The sequence below is a fragment of the Candidatus Eremiobacteraceae bacterium genome, assembly GCA_036511855.1.
Classification (GTDB): domain Bacteria; phylum Vulcanimicrobiota; class Vulcanimicrobiia; order Eremiobacterales; family Eremiobacteraceae; genus JABCYQ01.
The window spans coordinates 1-15,523 of the sequence record DATCBN010000111.1 but is presented as its reverse complement, the minus strand read 5'-3'; the positions used below and the strand labels follow the sequence as shown (position 1 = coordinate 15,523).

13 protein-coding genes are annotated in these 15,523 nt (G+C 60.6%); 6 read left to right on the top strand and 7 right to left on the bottom strand.

Features of this window, described 5'->3' with window-relative positions:
- The 3 genes from VII69_14770 to alr form a co-directional block, all read right to left on the bottom strand.
- The coding region (locus VII69_14770) for a sodium:proton antiporter (GenBank protein HEY5096373.1) at positions 1-966 on the bottom strand (966 nt) is incomplete at its 3' end.
- Positions 954-2,576, bottom strand: a complete 1,623-nt coding sequence (locus tag VII69_14765) for a peptide ABC transporter substrate-binding protein (protein HEY5096372.1) — start codon at positions 2,574-2,576, stop codon at positions 954-956. The genes VII69_14770 and VII69_14765, both read right to left, overlap by 13 nt.
- A complete protein-coding gene (gene alr, locus VII69_14760) occupies positions 2,569-3,645 on the bottom strand; it encodes an alanine racemase (GenBank protein ID HEY5096371.1) in 1,077 nt (358 codons plus the stop codon). The genes VII69_14765 and alr overlap by 8 nt, the downstream gene beginning before the upstream one ends.
- Positions 3,646-3,864: 219 nt before the next feature.
- Between alr and groES the strand changes: the two genes are divergently transcribed.
- The 3 genes from groES to VII69_14745 all read left to right on the top strand — a co-directional run bounded on the left by groES (position 3,865) and on the right by VII69_14745 (position 7,095).
- The gene (groES, locus tag VII69_14755; GenBank protein HEY5096370.1) at positions 3,865-4,176 is read left to right on the top strand and encodes a co-chaperone GroES; all 312 of its coding nucleotides are present in this window, start codon (positions 3,865-3,867) and stop codon (positions 4,174-4,176) included.
- Positions 4,177-4,236: 60 nt separating this feature from the next.
- Complete coding sequence (gene groL / locus VII69_14750) at positions 4,237-5,877, top strand: chaperonin GroEL (protein ID HEY5096369.1); 1,641 nt, start codon at positions 4,237-4,239, stop codon at positions 5,875-5,877.
- Positions 5,878-6,207: 330 nt separating this feature from the next.
- Positions 6,208-7,095 (top strand): SBBP repeat-containing protein, encoded by an 888-nt coding sequence (locus VII69_14745; GenBank protein HEY5096368.1) that lies wholly within the window; start codon positions 6,208-6,210, stop codon positions 7,093-7,095.
- Between the two features lie 75 nt (positions 7,096-7,170).
- On the opposite strand, the gene VII69_14740 is transcribed toward VII69_14745, so the two are convergent.
- Complete coding sequence (locus VII69_14740; GenBank protein HEY5096367.1) at positions 7,171-7,755, bottom strand: NAD(P)H-dependent oxidoreductase; 585 nt, start codon at positions 7,753-7,755, stop codon at positions 7,171-7,173.
- 135 nt (positions 7,756-7,890) lie between these two features.
- On the opposite strand from VII69_14740, the gene VII69_14735 reads away from it, so the two are divergent.
- Positions 7,891-8,262, top strand: a complete 372-nt coding sequence (locus VII69_14735; GenBank protein ID HEY5096366.1) for a helix-turn-helix domain-containing protein — start codon at positions 7,891-7,893, stop codon at positions 8,260-8,262.
- A 123-nt stretch (positions 8,263-8,385) separates the two neighbouring features.
- Here VII69_14735 and VII69_14730 read toward each other — a convergent pair whose 3' ends face one another.
- Both VII69_14730 and VII69_14725 read right to left on the bottom strand, forming a co-directional pair.
- Positions 8,386-9,600 carry an aspartyl protease family protein gene (locus VII69_14730; GenBank protein ID HEY5096365.1) on the bottom strand — a complete coding sequence of 405 codons (1,215 nt, stop codon included), beginning with the start codon at positions 9,598-9,600 and terminating at the stop codon, positions 8,386-8,388.
- 144 nt (positions 9,601-9,744) lie between these two features.
- The gene (locus VII69_14725; protein HEY5096364.1) at positions 9,745-10,176 is read right to left on the bottom strand and encodes a DUF2721 domain-containing protein; all 432 of its coding nucleotides are present in this window, start codon (positions 10,174-10,176) and stop codon (positions 9,745-9,747) included.
- Between the two features lie 166 nt (positions 10,177-10,342).
- Here VII69_14725 and VII69_14720 point away from each other — a divergent pair, with 166 nt between their 5' ends.
- Positions 10,343-11,242: a DUF4097 family beta strand repeat-containing protein gene (locus tag VII69_14720; GenBank protein ID HEY5096363.1), complete on the top strand. Its 900-nt coding sequence runs from the start codon at positions 10,343-10,345 to the stop codon at positions 11,240-11,242.
- 106 nt (positions 11,243-11,348) lie between these two features.
- Here the strand turns inward: VII69_14720 and VII69_14715 are convergent, their stop codons facing one another.
- Complete coding sequence (locus VII69_14715; protein ID HEY5096362.1) at positions 11,349-13,151, bottom strand: hypothetical protein; 1,803 nt, start codon at positions 13,149-13,151, stop codon at positions 11,349-11,351.
- 155 nt (positions 13,152-13,306) lie between these two features.
- Between VII69_14715 and ppk1 the strand changes: the two genes are divergently transcribed.
- Entirely contained in the window at positions 13,307-15,361 is a 2,055-nt protein-coding gene (ppk1, locus tag VII69_14710) for a polyphosphate kinase 1 (protein HEY5096361.1), read from the top strand.
- Positions 15,362-15,523: the final 162 nt, after the last annotated feature.

Below are 15,523 nucleotides of genomic sequence, written 5' to 3'. Positions count from 1 at the left end.
GATCACATGTTGCCAACGGCCTCGCAGCGGCGAACCCAGTACGCCGCAGATCGGAGCCAATCCATAGACCGTGGCTGCGCGGCCGGCGACGACGGCGAGGATCGCCCAACCGGTTGCGGGCCAGGCGGCCACCAACGCATTTACGTTTACGGATCGCCCCAAAAGCACGAAGAGAGCGACGTTCGCCGCCAGCGCCACGCCCTCCCAGAAACGATCGCTCAGCTCGGCGATCCGTTCTTTATCCGGCATCGTGCGAGCGGCATTTGCGAGCACCAGTCCGCAGCACAAAACGGCGATGATCCCTGACACGTGGAGCATTTCGCCGAGGTCATAGATGCCGTACGCGATGACGACAGACGCGATCGCATAAAGAAATGAATGAAGCCTAGCGATCCGGAGTACCGGGCGCAATGCGAAGCCGCCTGCGAGACCGAGCGCTGCGCCGCCGAGCGTGAGCACCGCGAAAGAAACGGCGACCGCAGCGGGTTCGGCAAAGCCGCCGGTCAAAACGCCGGCCAATACCAATCGATACGCGACGACGCCGGTCCCATCGTTGAACAGACTCTCGCCTTCGACAATGGTCGAAAGATCGCGATCTACGCGCATCGATCGGAACAGCGCGAGTACCGCCACCGGATCGGTCGCCGCCACGATGGCGCCGAAGAGCAACGCGACACTTGCGTCGAGCCCAGCTCCGAAACGCACAATAGCGAACGATGCTGCGATTCCGACCGCGACACCAACGGTCGCAAGCACGGCTATCGGCACCCAATTGCGTCGCAAGTGGTCGATCGGCAAACCCCACGCGCCGGCGAAGAGCAGCGGGGGCAAGAACACGAAGAGCACGAGTTGAGGAGTCAGCGCGACGTACGGCTTGGGGAATAATCCGATCAGCAAGCCGAGCAACACAAGCGCCACCGGGTACGGGACGCGAAACGACCTCACAGTGCCGGCTAGTTCCGCCACTGCTCCACGTTCCAAAAATCCGAATTGACGGTTTCCGGAGCGAAGCCGTGCACGTCGGTGCTCACGGCGTAGATGAACTTCGGCCACGCGATTGGGATGACGGGAAGATCATGGTTGACCAGCCGCTGCAACAACGAGTAGTAGTGGATGCGTGCAGCACGATCGTACGTCGATGCGCCTTCTTCGATCAACCGCTCGGCAGTCGGGTTGTTATACCGGCTGTAATTGTGGCCGTTCGGCGGAATCGACAGTTTGCTTAAGATCATGTCGCGCGAAGGATCGACGTCGAATCCGTTGGACGCGTAGTACACGTCGAAATTGCCGGTCTCAGCGGGTCCACCCGGGCCAAGAAGCACATTGAGTGGTTGCGGTTTCACGGTCGCATCGACGCCGAGCGCGCGCCAATAAGCCTGCACTTGTTGCGCGCCCGAAAGTCCAGCCGCACTCTCAGTCGCGACCATGACAGCGGGATCGAGTCGCGCGCCGTTCTTCACGCGGACGCCGTCGGGGCCGCGCACCCAACCGTCGGCATCGAGAAGTTTTCCCGCGGCGGCGGGATCGTAACGCGGTGCGCCGTTGTTCGGATCGTAACCCCAACTGAACGGCGGGATCACCGAGTCGGCTGGGATGGCGTATCCGTCGAACGCCTTCATCGCGATCGCATGGCGGTCCAATGCGAGCGCCAACGCGGTGCGGACCGAAATGTCGTCATACGGCGCGCGCAGCAGGTTGAATTCGATGTGATACAACGTGAACGCCGGCGCCTCGATCACGCGGATTCCGGCGACACCTTGCAGCGTCGTAACTTGCGACGGCGTGGTGAGCTGCGCGACGTCGAGTTCGTGCGCACGCGCCATCGTCAGCATCGTGTTGGCGTCCGGCACGGTGATGATGTCCACTTCCTTTATATGCAATGTGCCACCGAAATAGTTCGGGTTGGGCGCGAGCACGATCTTATTGCCGCGATCCCAGCTCACGAACTTGAGCGGGCCCGTTCCCACCGGATTGTAGCCGAACGGATCGGTGAGCATGTCGGTCACGTGCGAGAGCAGATGCTGCGGCACGATCTGCCCGTCCTCGCCGTTGCAGAAAAGCTGTCCGAGCGCTTGCGCCGACGGGTTCTTGAGACGCACGACGACCGTGTACAGGTCGGGCGCGGTGACCGATTGCACCTGGGCATAGGTGCTTGCGGACGGGAACGGCACTTTGGGGTCGGTCATTTCTTTATATGTGAAGACGACATCGGCCGACGTGAACGGTGCGCCATCGTGCCATGTGACGCCATGTCGCAAGCGATAGGTGATGGTCTTGCCATCCGCGCTCAAACCGCCGTTCGCGCGCGTCGGTATCGCCACGGCCAAGTCCGGAACAAGATCCTCGTTCCCATCGAGTTTCACTAGGCCGTCGAAGATGGCTTCCTGTACGTAGTTCTCGATGTAGAGTCCGCCGATCAGCGGATTGAGCGAATTCGGCGAGTTCGGACGCGAGATGCGCACGACTCCCGGCACCGACCCGACATGCTGCGCAGGCGCCGACGATTCAGTCACGTGAGTGCATCCCGCGAGAGCGAGCGCGACAGCCAACGCCGCAAACGCCGCCTTCCTAATCATAGCGCCGCTCGAGTTCGGGCGACAACCGAGCCAAGACCTCGTAATTGATTGTGTCCGCGGCCTTCGCGAGTTCGTCGATGTCGAATTCGGCGACATCGCCGCGCACGGGCTGCGGTTTGCATTCGGTGACGTCGATCATGCACGCGTTCATGCAGATCCGTCCGACGATCGGCGCGCGCAAGGCGCCCAGCATCACGCTAAACGATTCTTGGCCGGCGGCGCGCGGCAGACCATCGGCGTAGCCGACCGGCAACACGGCGATGCGCGATTCGCGCGCCGTTCGATATTCGCAGCCATAGCCCACCGTGTCGCCGGACGCGACATCCATCATGTGCACGATCGGTGCGAAAAAACGCAACGCCGGTTGCAAAGCAAACGTCGGCGTGATCTCCGCCATGCGTTCGCGCACGCTCTCACTAGGCCACGCGCCGTACATCGCGATGCCGCAGCGGACCATCTCCAAGCGAAACTCGGGCCACATCAGTGCGGCGGCCGACGCGGCTATATGTCGGATCGGCCTGCCGCCAACAATATTCGAAGACTCCATCAATCGCGCGAGCTGCTCGCGCGCAAAGGATGCATCCAATTCCTCGGAATCCGCGAGATGCGAATAGATGCCGACGACGGTGGCCCCCAATTCGCGCAGACGATCGGCGGCGATCAACGCTCTGAGCGGCGCAACGCCAAAACGGCTCGTGCCCGTCTCGACTTTCAGATGCACGGTCGCATGCCGCCGGCCGTAGCTCTCGACATCGCCTTCATCAGTAAGGCCCAGCTCGATTTCGGCGGCAACGAGCTCGGCTACGTCGGGTTCGTCCACCGGCCCCAGCACCAAAATCGGCTCGGAAATCCCGGCAGCCCGCATTGCCAGCCCTTCGGCCGCGCGGAAAACGCCAAATCCCAGCCCCGGGACGCCCGCTGCGGCAATAGCCTGCGAAGCAGGCACAAGTCCGTGCCCGTAGGCGTTGGATTTCACCACGGCGCAGAGCTGAGCGGGGGCAGTCAGGCGGCCAATCGCACGAGCGTTCGCGGTCAGCGCGGCAGCACTTATTTCAAGCCATGGTCGCAATCGAACCCCTTGTCAAAGGCATATGCAATCGCTATAATGAACTTAGCACTCAAGTGCCAAGACTGCTAAGACGTTAGTGTACCAGCCCTAATACGGGCAAACATCCGCCACTCGATTCTTGCCATAGGCCCGCGCGCCCCCCAAAGCGCTGCGTGACGGTGCGTGAATCTCCGTGGGCATCGACGTCGTTCCAGCACTTCTCCAAAGGAGACCTTAACTGTGCCCGAAACCGCAACCAAACTCGAACTCAAACCATTAGGCGACCGCGTCGTCGTCGAGTCCGTCGAGCAAGCACCGAAATCGGCCGGCGGCGTCATTCTTCCGGATACCGCAAAAGAAAAGCCGCAAGAAGGCATCATCATCGCGGTCGGGCCGGGCCGCAAAACCGACAAAGGCGAGCTCATCAAGATCGAAGTCAGCGTCGGCGACAAAGTCATCTATTCGAAGTACTCCGGCAGCGAGATCAAACTCGAAGGTAAAGAGTACCTCATCATCAGCGAGAAAGACGTTCTCGCCATCGTCAAGCGGTAAGCTTTCGTATTAGGGCAAGCATCGCTTGCCCATTCGCATAAGGAGCAATCGAATACTATAATGGCAGCTAAAGAATTACTTTTCGACGAGAACGCCCGGCGCGCGCTCGAGCGCGGCGCGAATGCGCTCGCCGACGCCGTCAAAGTGACGCTCGGCCCGAAAGGCCGTTATGTCGTCATCGATAAGAAGTTCGGATCGCCGACGATCACCAACGATGGCGTCACCATCGCGAAGGAGATCGAGCTTTCGAATCACTTCGAGAACATGGGCGCGCAACTGGTCAAAGAAGTTGCGAGCAAGACCAACGACATCGCCGGCGACGGCACCACCACCGCCACCGTGCTCGCGCAAGCCATCATCCGCGAAGGACTGCGCAACGTCACCGCCGGTTCGAACCCGCTTGCGATCAAGCGCGGCATCGAGAAGGCCGTTGTGGCCGCGGTCGCCGAGCTCAAGAAGATGTCGCGCAAAGTCGAGACCAAAGAAGACATCGCGCAAGTGGCGTCCATCTCGGCCAAGGACAAGACCATCGGCGACATCGTTGCCGACGCAATGGAGAAAGTCACCAAAGACGGCGTCATCACCGTCGAAGAGTCGCGCACGACGAAGACCGAGCTCGAACTTAAAGAAGGCATGCAGTTCGACAAGGGCTACATCTCGCCGTACATGGTCACGGATCCGGAACGCATGGAAGCCGTGCTCACCGACCCGTACGTCCTGATCACGGAGCGCAAGGTTTCGGCCATCGCCGACATCCTGCCGCTGCTCGAGAAGGTCGTGCAGGTTCAGCGCCCGCTCGTCATCATCGCTGAAGACGTCGAAGGCGAAGCGCTCGCAACACTCGTGGTCAACAAGCTGCGCGGCACGTTCACGTGCGTCGCGGTCAAGGCCCCGGGCTTCGGCGACCGCCGCAAGGAAATGCTCAAGGACATCGCCATCCTCACGGGCGGCACGGTCATCTCTGAAGAGCTTGGCCTGAAACTCGACAAAGTCACGATCACCGAGCTGGGCAAAGCCAAGACGGTCAAGATCACCAAGGAAGACACGACCATCGTCGACGGCGCCGGCAAGAAGGAAGAGATCAAAGGCCGGATCGAGCAGATCAAGCGCCAGATCGAAGACACTGATTCCGATTTCGACCGCGAGAAGCTCCAAGAGCGCCTCGCCAAGTTGTCGGGCGGCGTCGCGGTCATCCAGGTCGGCGCGGCCACCGAGACCGAGCTCAAGGAAAAGAAGCATCGCATGGAAGACGCCGTCTCGACGGCGCGCTCCGCGGTCGAAGAGGGCATGCTGCCTGGCGGCGGCGCCGCACTCATCCACGCGCTCAAGGGTCTCGATGCAGCCAAGCCCGATCATGCAGACGAGCAGGTCGGCATCAACATCGTGAAGCGCGCTCTCGAAGAGCCGCTGCGCCAGATCGCCGAAAACGGCGGCTACGAAGGCTCGGTCGTCGTGCAGAAGGTCAAGACGCTCGAGAGCAATTTCGGCTTCAACGCCGAGAACGCAGAATACGGCGACATGTTCAAGATGGGCATCGTTGACCCGCTTAAGGTCACGCGCTCGGCCCTTGAGAATGCCGCATCCATCGCAGCGTTGCTGCTCACCACCGAAACCCTTGTCTCCGAGAAGCCGGACGACAAGAAGAACGGCGGAATGCCGGGTGGCGGCGGCGGCGGCATGGGCGGCTACGACATGATGTAGATGATCTGTAGGAGGGCAAGCATCGCTTGCCCTTTTGCTATCTCGTTCTGTAGGGCCGACCTTTATGGTCGGCCTTACTTTTTGTGTGCGGACGGCCATCCACTACTCGGAAAACAATGGCGAACGACCTATTGAAATGAAGAGAATCCGGTGAGATAATTTCGGGAACTTCTTACATCGGGAGTTTCAAAAATGAAAAGATTAGCAGCATCACCGCTTCTTTTTGCACTCATCATTTCATCGCTTGTCGTAGGTGGGTGCTCAGCGACACCTGGGACTAACCAACTCCACAGCGCAATAACACAGACGGACTCCGGCTCGATATCATCGATGGTCGATACGTCGGGGGCGCCGGCAGTGACATCCCCGGCTGTTATCGCGGTCGACAGCAATTCGGGAGCGCTTGAATACTGGCCGATGCGTCCGGGTGTCCACAATTCTCCGATCAGAATCTCAAAAAAGGGTCTCTTCGTCGGAAATGGCTTGGTTGCAAACGGGCGCGTGGTCTCGTTTGGGAATCAGGATCCTGCGGAAGTGCTGCAATTCAATGTCGACACGAAGGCGCAAACCACGTTGCCGGATCCGTATGGCAGACCTGTAGACATTGCGATCGGCAAAGACAAGTCGCTATACGTGGTCAACCTCGCCGGGCCCCCTCCCGCCGATAATGTCGTGTGGTATCCGGGCGGCACACCGAACCCGCAAGAGCTTTCCTGTAGCGCCATCGACTATGCCTCGAATGTTGCGGTCGACAACGAAGGCAACGTCTATGTCGGCGCAAATATCAACGGCACTATCACTGTCGGCGTCGTAAAAATCCCGAATGGCCCGAACGGGCCCGATCCCACTCGATGCAAGACTCTTGATCTTGGACTGGGCGAAGCGGGCATGGAAGGTGTCGTAGTCGACCCGAAGACCGACGACCTTGTCACGCTCACCAATCCAGACGCTTGCGCCGGGGGCGTTGAGGGCTTGATGACGATATTCCCCAAGCCGTACCGGCGCGAGACGGGCATGTCGCACGTCGTCGGGCGTAATTGCTCAACCGGATTGCGTCTCAGCGCCGACTCGAAAACTGTGTTCGTCCTCGACGAGAGTGTCGACGAAGGCGGTTTTTACATCTTGCAGCGATCGTTCCCGGATGGCCTGCCGGAGGGCTCATATCACGGCGGCCAACCCGGCACTGTCACGACAGTTCCGAACACGTTGCCGAACTAGGTCGTACTAGGGCAAGCATCGCTTGCCCCGCGCGATTTATGTAGGAGGGCAAGCATCGCTTGCCCTAGTTTGTAATCACGCCGCTTTGTCGCGCGCTGTCTTCAGCGCAGCGGTCCACCAAAGCAGATCGTCGATCATCTTCGCGGCAGGCGCTTCTAGCTCGGCAAGTCCGGCGTCGACATCGCCGCCTTTATAATGAGCCATCAACGTGGCGACAGGGATGTGAACCGCCGACCGAACCGGGGCAATCTGAACTTCGACCATCGTCTCTCGGAGCTGTTGGACGCTGCGCACGCCCATGGCGGAACCGTAGCTCACGAATGCAGCCGCCTTGCGATTCCACTCGCGATAGGTCCAGTCGATCGCGTTCTTGAGCACCGCGGAGGTGCCGTAATTATATTCGGGGGTGACAAAGACGAAGCCGTCGGACTGCTCGATCGCGGCAATCCATTTCTGCACGACTGGGTTCTCGTAGGGCGCACGCCCCGGAGCGGCTGGCGTTGCCTGTTGATCGAAGAATGGCATCGGAAAGTCGCGAAGGTCGAGAAGCCGAGCGTCGACGCCCTCGCGCTTTTTCAGGTGTTGCAATATCCACTTCGCGGGTTTCTCCGAGAAGCGGCCCTCGCGGGTACTTCCGACAATGACGGAAATGACGATCATGCTTTTGCGCCTTACTATCTGCCGATGGAGGTGAAGGTGGTCGCCGATTCGGTATCAAAATGCGACTAGCACTATTCTATATACCACGGGCGATGTTCGCAAGAAGGCACAGATCTGATACCTGAGCACACCTAGATGACCGTTCAAACGCCCGATCTCGCGACCGAAGAGTGCCGAGCTCTCAGCTCCATTCTTGCGCGCGTCGGCGACAAGTGGACCGTGCTCATCGTCGTCTTGCTCGGCGACGGCTCGAAGCGCTTTAATGAGATCAGGCGGTTGGTCCCCAGCATTTCGCAGCGGATGCTCACGTTCACGCTGCGCGGGCTGGAACGAGATGGCCTAGTGACGCGGACCGTCTTCCCCACCACGCCGCCGCGAGTGGATTACGAGTTGACCAAACTCGGTAGCACGTTGTGGGAGGCAGTGGAACCGCTTGGTTCGTGGGCTCGCGTTCATGTGAGCGGTATCCTCAAATCGCGAAAGCAGTTCGACGCCAAGGAGCTGTAGGAGGGCAAGCAACGCTTGCCCTTTTACTCTATGAGCCGAACGAACGGAACGAACCGTACTAGGGCAAGCATCGCTTGCCCAATTTTCTGGGCGAGCGATGCTCGCCCTACTACAGGACTAAGGTTAGATTAGCCGGCGGAGCTTCAAGGTGACATTAACAGTTTGGCCGCCGCGATCGAACGTCAAGTCATGTTTCGTCTCATGCCTGAACATCTCGCGTACGTCGGATAGGGTGTATTGCGAGATCGGCCGCCCGTCGATCGACGTAATCACGTCGCCGCCTTGAATCTCAGCCTCTGATGCCGGCGAATCGGGGTAGACTTCATCGACATTGAGTGTTTTCTCGGGTACATCGTTCGCCGAAAGCGCGAGCCCGCTCATGTCGTACTCGAGCGGATCGGCAAAATGTGCGCCTGGCTCGAGGATGACGCGATTGTGTGCGTAGTCCAGAATCACTTTGAACTTCCGCAAGATGTCGGCGCCGATCGAACCTTGCACCTCGTTCGTAGCAAACGCGCCGCCGGTCGCTTGCGAGTAGGCCGTCACGGGATTGGGAATCGTGAAACGGCCGATCTCGAGCTGCCTGATTCTTCCAACCGGCGATTTGAAACCGCCGCCGACGCCGTAGCCCATCGTGCGCAGCGCCGTCTTTTGACTTGAGTCCATCAAGTGTTCTTGCGTGACGAACGGCGAGTTGAGCGTCACCGCTCCGCCGTCTCCGACGTCGAGCAGAAATGTTGCGTCGATCGGGGCGCGGCCTTCTTGCGTGATCTGCGCCGCGATGTGCGGGTGTCCGTGTCCAAACGTGAGCGGGAGAATCTCGCCGTTGCCGTGATACTGATATTGGTCGCGATCGTGAAGGATCAGCGTTTTATTGTCGTAGTCGATTTCCACGATGAACTTGCTTAGAAAGTCAAAGCCGATAATGCCCGCAGAGGCGTGGCCGGTATGCGCCGCAACTCCCTCCAGCGGCAGCGCGAGGAAGATCGGCTGCGAGAATCCGTCCAAACCGGCAATGCTGTACGAACTGTTCTTGACGTAGTAGGCAGTCGAGGTCTGATTGCCGACTCCTGTGACTTCAACTTCCCCACCGCCGAGGTCCAATCCAATATCCTTCGCATTCTGCTCGTTGATGATCGCGTATTTGTCGCCCGTGTCGAGCACAAACCACAGCGGTTTAGATTTATCAACGTTCACTTTGACGAAGATGTGATTGTTCGCCAACTCAAACGGAATGGCCACGTCTTTGTTCAGCGGGTAGGCTTGTCCGACACTATCGCACGCTGAGAGCGATAGTGCCACCGCGACCAGCGCGGCAACGGCGGAAGGCCTGACCATACAATGCGTGTTCATAGTTGTAATACAGATGTGAGGGGGCGATGTTGCAGAGATTGCGGCGGAGATATTGACATCGGCATGATTTAGCGCTGGATGTCTAAGAAATTCTTTGGGCAAGCGATGCTTGCCCTACTACAAAAGAAACTACGGGTCCAGCTCCCGCTCGCGGAATTGTCGGGCTTCCTCGCGCAGCGTGCCCGCCGAGATGTTCACTTCAACCACGACCGCCGCCGTGCTCAACAGCAAGACGATTCCGCCGAGGATGACGATGGCGGGCCCTAACATCGGATATGGATCGCCCAAGAGCGCGTTCACCGCGATCGCCAAACTCGAGACCAAAAAGATCGCGATCGCGACGTAGTAACCGGAAAGCGCCAGCCGGGCGAATTCCGCTCTTTTAAGCTGGCGTTCGAGCCGGTCCTCGGTGACGCGCATCGCGTTCTTGTTGCCGGCGGCGTGGAATTCGTCACCCCGCTCGATGAGGTAGCGGGACCGGTCGACGGCGCGTCCGAGCCGAATGAGCGTCGTGTTTACCAAAGAGCCGGCGGCGAGGATGAGGATGGCCGGCGTGATCATGGCCGACACGACCGCGAGGGACGAGCTGGCACCGAGTAGTGGGCCCATAACACCGGGTTGGCAGGCGTGGCCTGACGACCCTGCGCGGAGTAATTCTGGCCGTTACGGCTGAAACATTGCGCCTGAGCCCCTGGTAAGACCTCAAGGGTGAGGGGGAATTCGTCACATGTTGCGAGTTGTTGCGATCGTCGCTATCATCGTCGGACTTAAAGTGCTTGCGGGCCACCTGCCGATCGGCGCACAGGTCGCGGACATTTCGTGGCCGTGGGACCGGGTGCGGACCCAGTCGACGGCATCATATCCCATGCCCGACAACGGTGTGCTGCAGGTTTCCAATACGAGCGGCGATATCTACGTCACGGGCGGCAGCGGGTCGACCGTGGAGGTCACGGTCAAAAAGTCGGCCACCAACCACAACGACTTGGACGCGATGAGCTCGCACGTGGCCACCGTCGCCGACGGCGGTTCGGCGAACGCCGGCATCACGATCACGACCGACTACCCGCACCACTGCTCGAACTGCGATCTCTCCTATGAGATCACCGTGCCGCGCGGCGTGAAAGTCATTGCGGACGTGGACAGCGGCGATGTGCACGTTTCAGGCACAAGCGGACTCATCGACGTCACTTCGTCAAGCGGCGACGTCAGATTGACCAACGACTCAGGTGCCATGAATGTCGACGCATCGAGCGGCGATGTGAGATTGACCAACATCTCCGGCGCGGCGCGTGTGCAATCGTCATCGGGAGACATCGATGCGACGGGCCTCTCAAAAGACGTGGATCTCGACGCATCGTCGGGCGATGTGATCGCGAAGTATGTCTCATTCGACAACGTTTCGACCGTTCGCTTGCGGACCGCCAGCGGTTCCATCACTCTCGACGTTCCGAGAAGCTTCGGTGGGCGCATCACCGCATCGACCGATAGCGGCGACCTTAGCTCGAACATGAAACTGCCGATTCACGACCACGATTCGGGATCCGATGTTTCGGTGGCCGTCGGCAGCGCCAAGACGATTATCGATATCGCAGCCTCAAGCGGCGACATCACGATCGACGCGCGGTAGTAGTCCATCGTCCCGTAGGAGGGTGAGCAACGCTCACCCACAATACAAAATCATGTAGGAGGGCAAGCATCGCTTGCCCATTTTTTCAATCGCGGTGTTGGCTATTTTAGAACGGCGGGAGCGAAGACGTCTGCACGACGCGCTCGCTATGATAACCCGTGACGCTCACTTGGATGTAGACGCCGCCGTGGAATCCGCGCGGAAGCCCCAGTAAAACCCGCGAGCGTCCACCGTTCACTGCGCTCTGCGCGATGAGGGTGCCCCGAGCGTCGGTCAGTTGAATCGTGGCGGAGGCCTGTGACGTCGAATCCCATGCCACGCGAACGAAGCGACCTTTGGTCGCATACGACGCGTCGACAGACGCGATCTCCGGCAATGCGCTTCTATTTATCGGTGCGGGCCGAACGGCGATCGGACGAGCGGGCGTGCGATGCACGGCGGCAACTACGGGCGCAGGCGCCGGCGCAGCTGTTACCGTGGGAGCGATCGTCGCCGCGCGAGTTTTCACTGTAGCAGCCGGGCTTGGAACGACAACCTTCGGTTTCGGCGCGACGCGCACTACGGCATGATACGTTCGAGCGGCTCGCGCGGGCGAAGTCACGGCCGGCACACTCACGGCGACCGCTGCGGGCGCCGACACTGCAACGTTGCTGGGCGCCGACTGTACCGCAGAATCATGCGGTCGGAAAAGCATAAAGGCTGCGACGACCAGCACTACAATTCCCGCGACCCACGCGGCTGCGGGCACGCGTTTTTGCGATGATGGCGCAGCCGGAGTCGCGCCATTTGCATAGCGCGCATATGCCAAGCCCGATCCAACGATCGACGCATCGAGATCGTCGACCTTGATCGCGGCGTTCGGCGGACCCGCAATGAGCTCGCCGACGAGCGGCGGGACCGGTGGCGCTGCGCCCTTGCCGTTGACGAGTTGAAATGCCGGCCGATAACCGCTAAAATCGATCGCAAGGTCGGAATCGATGTTGTGCGCTTTTTTCGGCGGTTCCGTATGAGACGGCGGCGTAGGAACCTGCGTAGAGGGCGTCGCCGCGGTCGGCTGGGCCACAATTTCCGAACCTGCAGCGGCGGGCGCAACAGGAGAGACAGGTTTCACAACATCGGAAGACGCCGGTACAACACCATTCGTCTCGACATCGGATCCATTCGTCGGATGCGAAGTCGGCACAAACGAAGGCGCGGCGGCCTTGCGTTCCACAACTGGCGAGCGGTCCGAGCGGTCGAGCATCTCCCCGATCGTGCGCTGCACGACATCCCACGAGAGGCGTCCGCTGCGTCGTCCCTGACTCACCGCAACCGAAGCCTCGATCGCGCGCGGGTGATTCCAACCTTCGGCATCTCGCGCGGCACGTTGCCAGCGGATCGGCACCTCAAAATTGGCGGTGGCGCCCGCTTCGATCGGCACCGGTGCGAGCTCGGGAAAACGCAGTGACGGATGCGGGGCAAATTCGGGCGTGAAGTCGTCCGCACCGCCGCTTAGACTGCGAATCGTGCAGAGCAAGACGAAGCCGCACAACTTGTCGTTCTCAACGATGGGTTCTTTCCACGCGAGAACGAGGGTAGCATCGGTGCTGGAGCCGGAGACCAACTCGCGCTCGACCGTGCTCAAGGCTTGGCCGGCGGCATCTTTGATCGTGATGACGGCTTTTCGGTCGCGCGGCAGCCGAGCATCGGGGCCGAACGTCACCGAAACATTGCGCGTCTCGCGCGCCTGAAGCGTCAGCGATTGCGGCTTGACGGACCCCGTGTCGGGGTGTGAATCAAGTGTGACGCGGCACAAGACTGCCCGGTCGGTGTCGTTGTGCACCTGCAGGTCATACGTTGACGAAGTTCCCGGCGTTATATACCAACGCGAGGATTTGTCGGTCGATTCGACCGTTAAATTTGTTGCCATATGCTTAGTAGCCCTAGTTGTTATCGTCATAAAGCGTCCAACGTTATACCGTCCAGGGTGGGACGCATCGGCGCGCGAACTCATCAGTTCGTATCTCATATAACGATATTGCACTAGACTGCGTGTCGGAACGACCGCGCCAATTGCGAGCGATCTTGCCTAATAATCTGAACCGCGAGCTCTCATGGCTCGACTTCAATGCCCGGGTGCTCTCACTAGCGGAGGATCCGCGTGTACCGCTGCTCGAGCGCGCCCGCTTTCTCGCGATTTGCAGTCAGAATCTGGATGAATTCTTTCAGGTTCGCGTGGGCGGCCTCAAAGCGCAATTGAGCGCCGGCGAGGGCGCCACGTCGGCAGCGGGACTCACACCGCAATCACAGTTGAGCGACATCCGCCCGCGCGTCGAAGAACTCGTTGCGCGGTCAGCACAGGCGTTCGACGGTTCGATCGTGCCGGCGCTTGCCGACTCTGGCGTTTCGATCGTTGCGTACGACGCGCTCGATATGGCGGAGCGCGACTACGTGGCCACCCTCTTCGCCGATCAGATATTCCCGGTGCTCACGCCGCTTGCGGTGGACCCCGCGCATCCGTTTCCCTACATCTCCAACCTCTCGCTGAATCTCGCTGTGGTCATCGCCGCCGAAGGCCGCGAGCCGCGCATCGCGCGGATCAAAGTGCCAGGCTCGTTGCCGCGCTTCATTCCTCTGCTCGGTGCCAAGACCGGCGGGCGATTCGTGCCGATCGAGCAAGTGATCAAGGCGCACCTCGACACGCTCTTCACCGGCATGGAGGTGGCGGGCGCGTACTTCTTCCGCGTCACGCGAAACGCCGACATCGCACTCGAGGACGAAGCCGAAGATCTGCTTGCGGCGGTTGAGGAGGTTTTGCGATTGCGCCGGCGCTCGCCGCACGCGGTGCGGTTGGAGATCGACGCGACCATGCCGACCACCGTACGCGATCTTCTGCTCGACGAACTCGACTTGGAGCCCGAAGACGTGTACGTCGTGCCGGGCACGCTCGATCTTTCGTCGCTGTGGAGCATGTACGCGCTGCGCCGGCCCGAGCTTAAATTCGATCCGTGGATTCCGGTCACGCCGCCGCGGCTTGTGTCCACCGATCCAGACCGCCCCACCGATTTCTTCCGCGTGCTCATGGGCGGCGACATCCTGCTGCACCATCCCTACGATTCGTTTGCAGCATCGCTCGAAGCGTTTATCGATCAGGCCGCGCGCGATCCGCAAGTGATGGCCATCAAGCAGACCATTTATCGCACGTCCGGCGGCGAGAGCCGGATCGTGAAGTCGTTGGTGCGCGCCGCCGAATCCGGCAAGCAGGTCGTGGTAGTGGTGGAAGTGACCGCGCGCTTCGACGAAGCCGCGAACATCGCGTGGGCGCGCGCCCTCGAAGAAGCCGGCGCGCACGTGGTCTATGGCATCGTCGGTTTCAAGACGCACGCGAAGCTGTTGCTCGTGGTGCGGCGCGAAGAGGGCGGGCTGCGAAGATACACGCACGCGAGCACCGGCAACTACAACCCGAAAACAGCGGAGCTGTACGAAGACGTTGGTTTGCTTTCCGCGGATCTCGCTTTGGGCGCCGACGTGGCCGAAGTCTTCAACTATCTCACCGGCTACAGCAAGCAGAGCGAATACGACCGGCTGCTCGTGTCACCGGTGGGCCTGCGGCGCAAGCTCCTCGAGCTCATAGCCGCTCAAGCCAATCCGACCGGCGAGATCGTGATCAAAGTCAACCACCTCGTGGACCCCGAAGTCATCGGCGCGCTCGAAGCGGCATCGCAGGCGGGCGCGAAGATCGATCTCATCGTGCGCGGCATGTGCTGTCTGCGGCCCGGCGTGCCCGACGTCTCCGATCGTATCCGCGTGCGCTCCATCGTCGGCCGCTTCCTCGAACACTCGCGCATTTACCGTTTCGGTCCGCCGGGCAACGGCGCCGCGTACTTCATCGGATCGGCGGATCTCATGACGCGCAATCTCGATCGCCGGGTGGAGTCGCTCGTGCCGGTGAACGACATCGCGCTTCAGTCGCGGCTCGAAGACATCTTGAACGTCAATCTCACTTACGACGCGCTCGCCTGGACGCTCGAGGCGAATGGCCGATGGCGCAAGCTCATTTCCGACGACACCGCCAGCCAGCGCCGCTTCCAAGAACTCGCGCTTGCGCGTGCCCAGCGGCAGGCGGAACCCGTTGCCTGATCGCGTCCGGCAAGATGAAGCGCCGCAGCTCGGCGGCACCCGGCTCGTGCGCGGCGCTGGCGGCATCGTCTCCCGGTCATTGCCGGGCGGCGCAGTTGAGATCGCTTTGGTGCATCGGCCCGGGTACGACGACTGGACGCTGCCCAAAGGCAAGCTCGATCC

Excerpts from the sequence above, each read along its gene's own strand:
- VII69_14765 (HEY5096372.1), bottom strand. The coding sequence starts at position 2,576 with ATGATTAGGAAGGCGGCGTTTGCGGCGTTGGCTGTCGCGCTCGCTCTC.
- groL (HEY5096369.1), top strand. The coding sequence starts at position 4,237 with ATGGCAGCTAAAGAATTACTTTTCGACGAGAACGCCCGGCGCGCGCTC.
- VII69_14745 (HEY5096368.1), top strand. The coding sequence starts at position 6,208 with ATGGTCGATACGTCGGGGGCGCCGGCAGTGACATCCCCGGCTGTTATC.
- VII69_14740 (HEY5096367.1), bottom strand. The coding sequence starts at position 7,755 with ATGATCGTCATTTCCGTCATTGTCGGAAGTACCCGCGAGGGCCGCTTC.
- VII69_14735 (HEY5096366.1), top strand. The coding sequence starts at position 7,891 with ATGACCGTTCAAACGCCCGATCTCGCGACCGAAGAGTGCCGAGCTCTC.
- VII69_14730 (HEY5096365.1), bottom strand. The coding sequence starts at position 9,600 with ATGGTCAGGCCTTCCGCCGTTGCCGCGCTGGTCGCGGTGGCACTATCG.
- VII69_14725 (HEY5096364.1), bottom strand. The coding sequence starts at position 10,176 with ATGATCACGCCGGCCATCCTCATCCTCGCCGCCGGCTCTTTGGTAAAC.
- VII69_14720 (HEY5096363.1), top strand. The coding sequence starts at position 10,343 with ATGTTGCGAGTTGTTGCGATCGTCGCTATCATCGTCGGACTTAAAGTG.
- VII69_14715 (HEY5096362.1), bottom strand. The coding sequence starts at position 13,151 with ATGGCAACAAATTTAACGGTCGAATCGACCGACAAATCCTCGCGTTGG.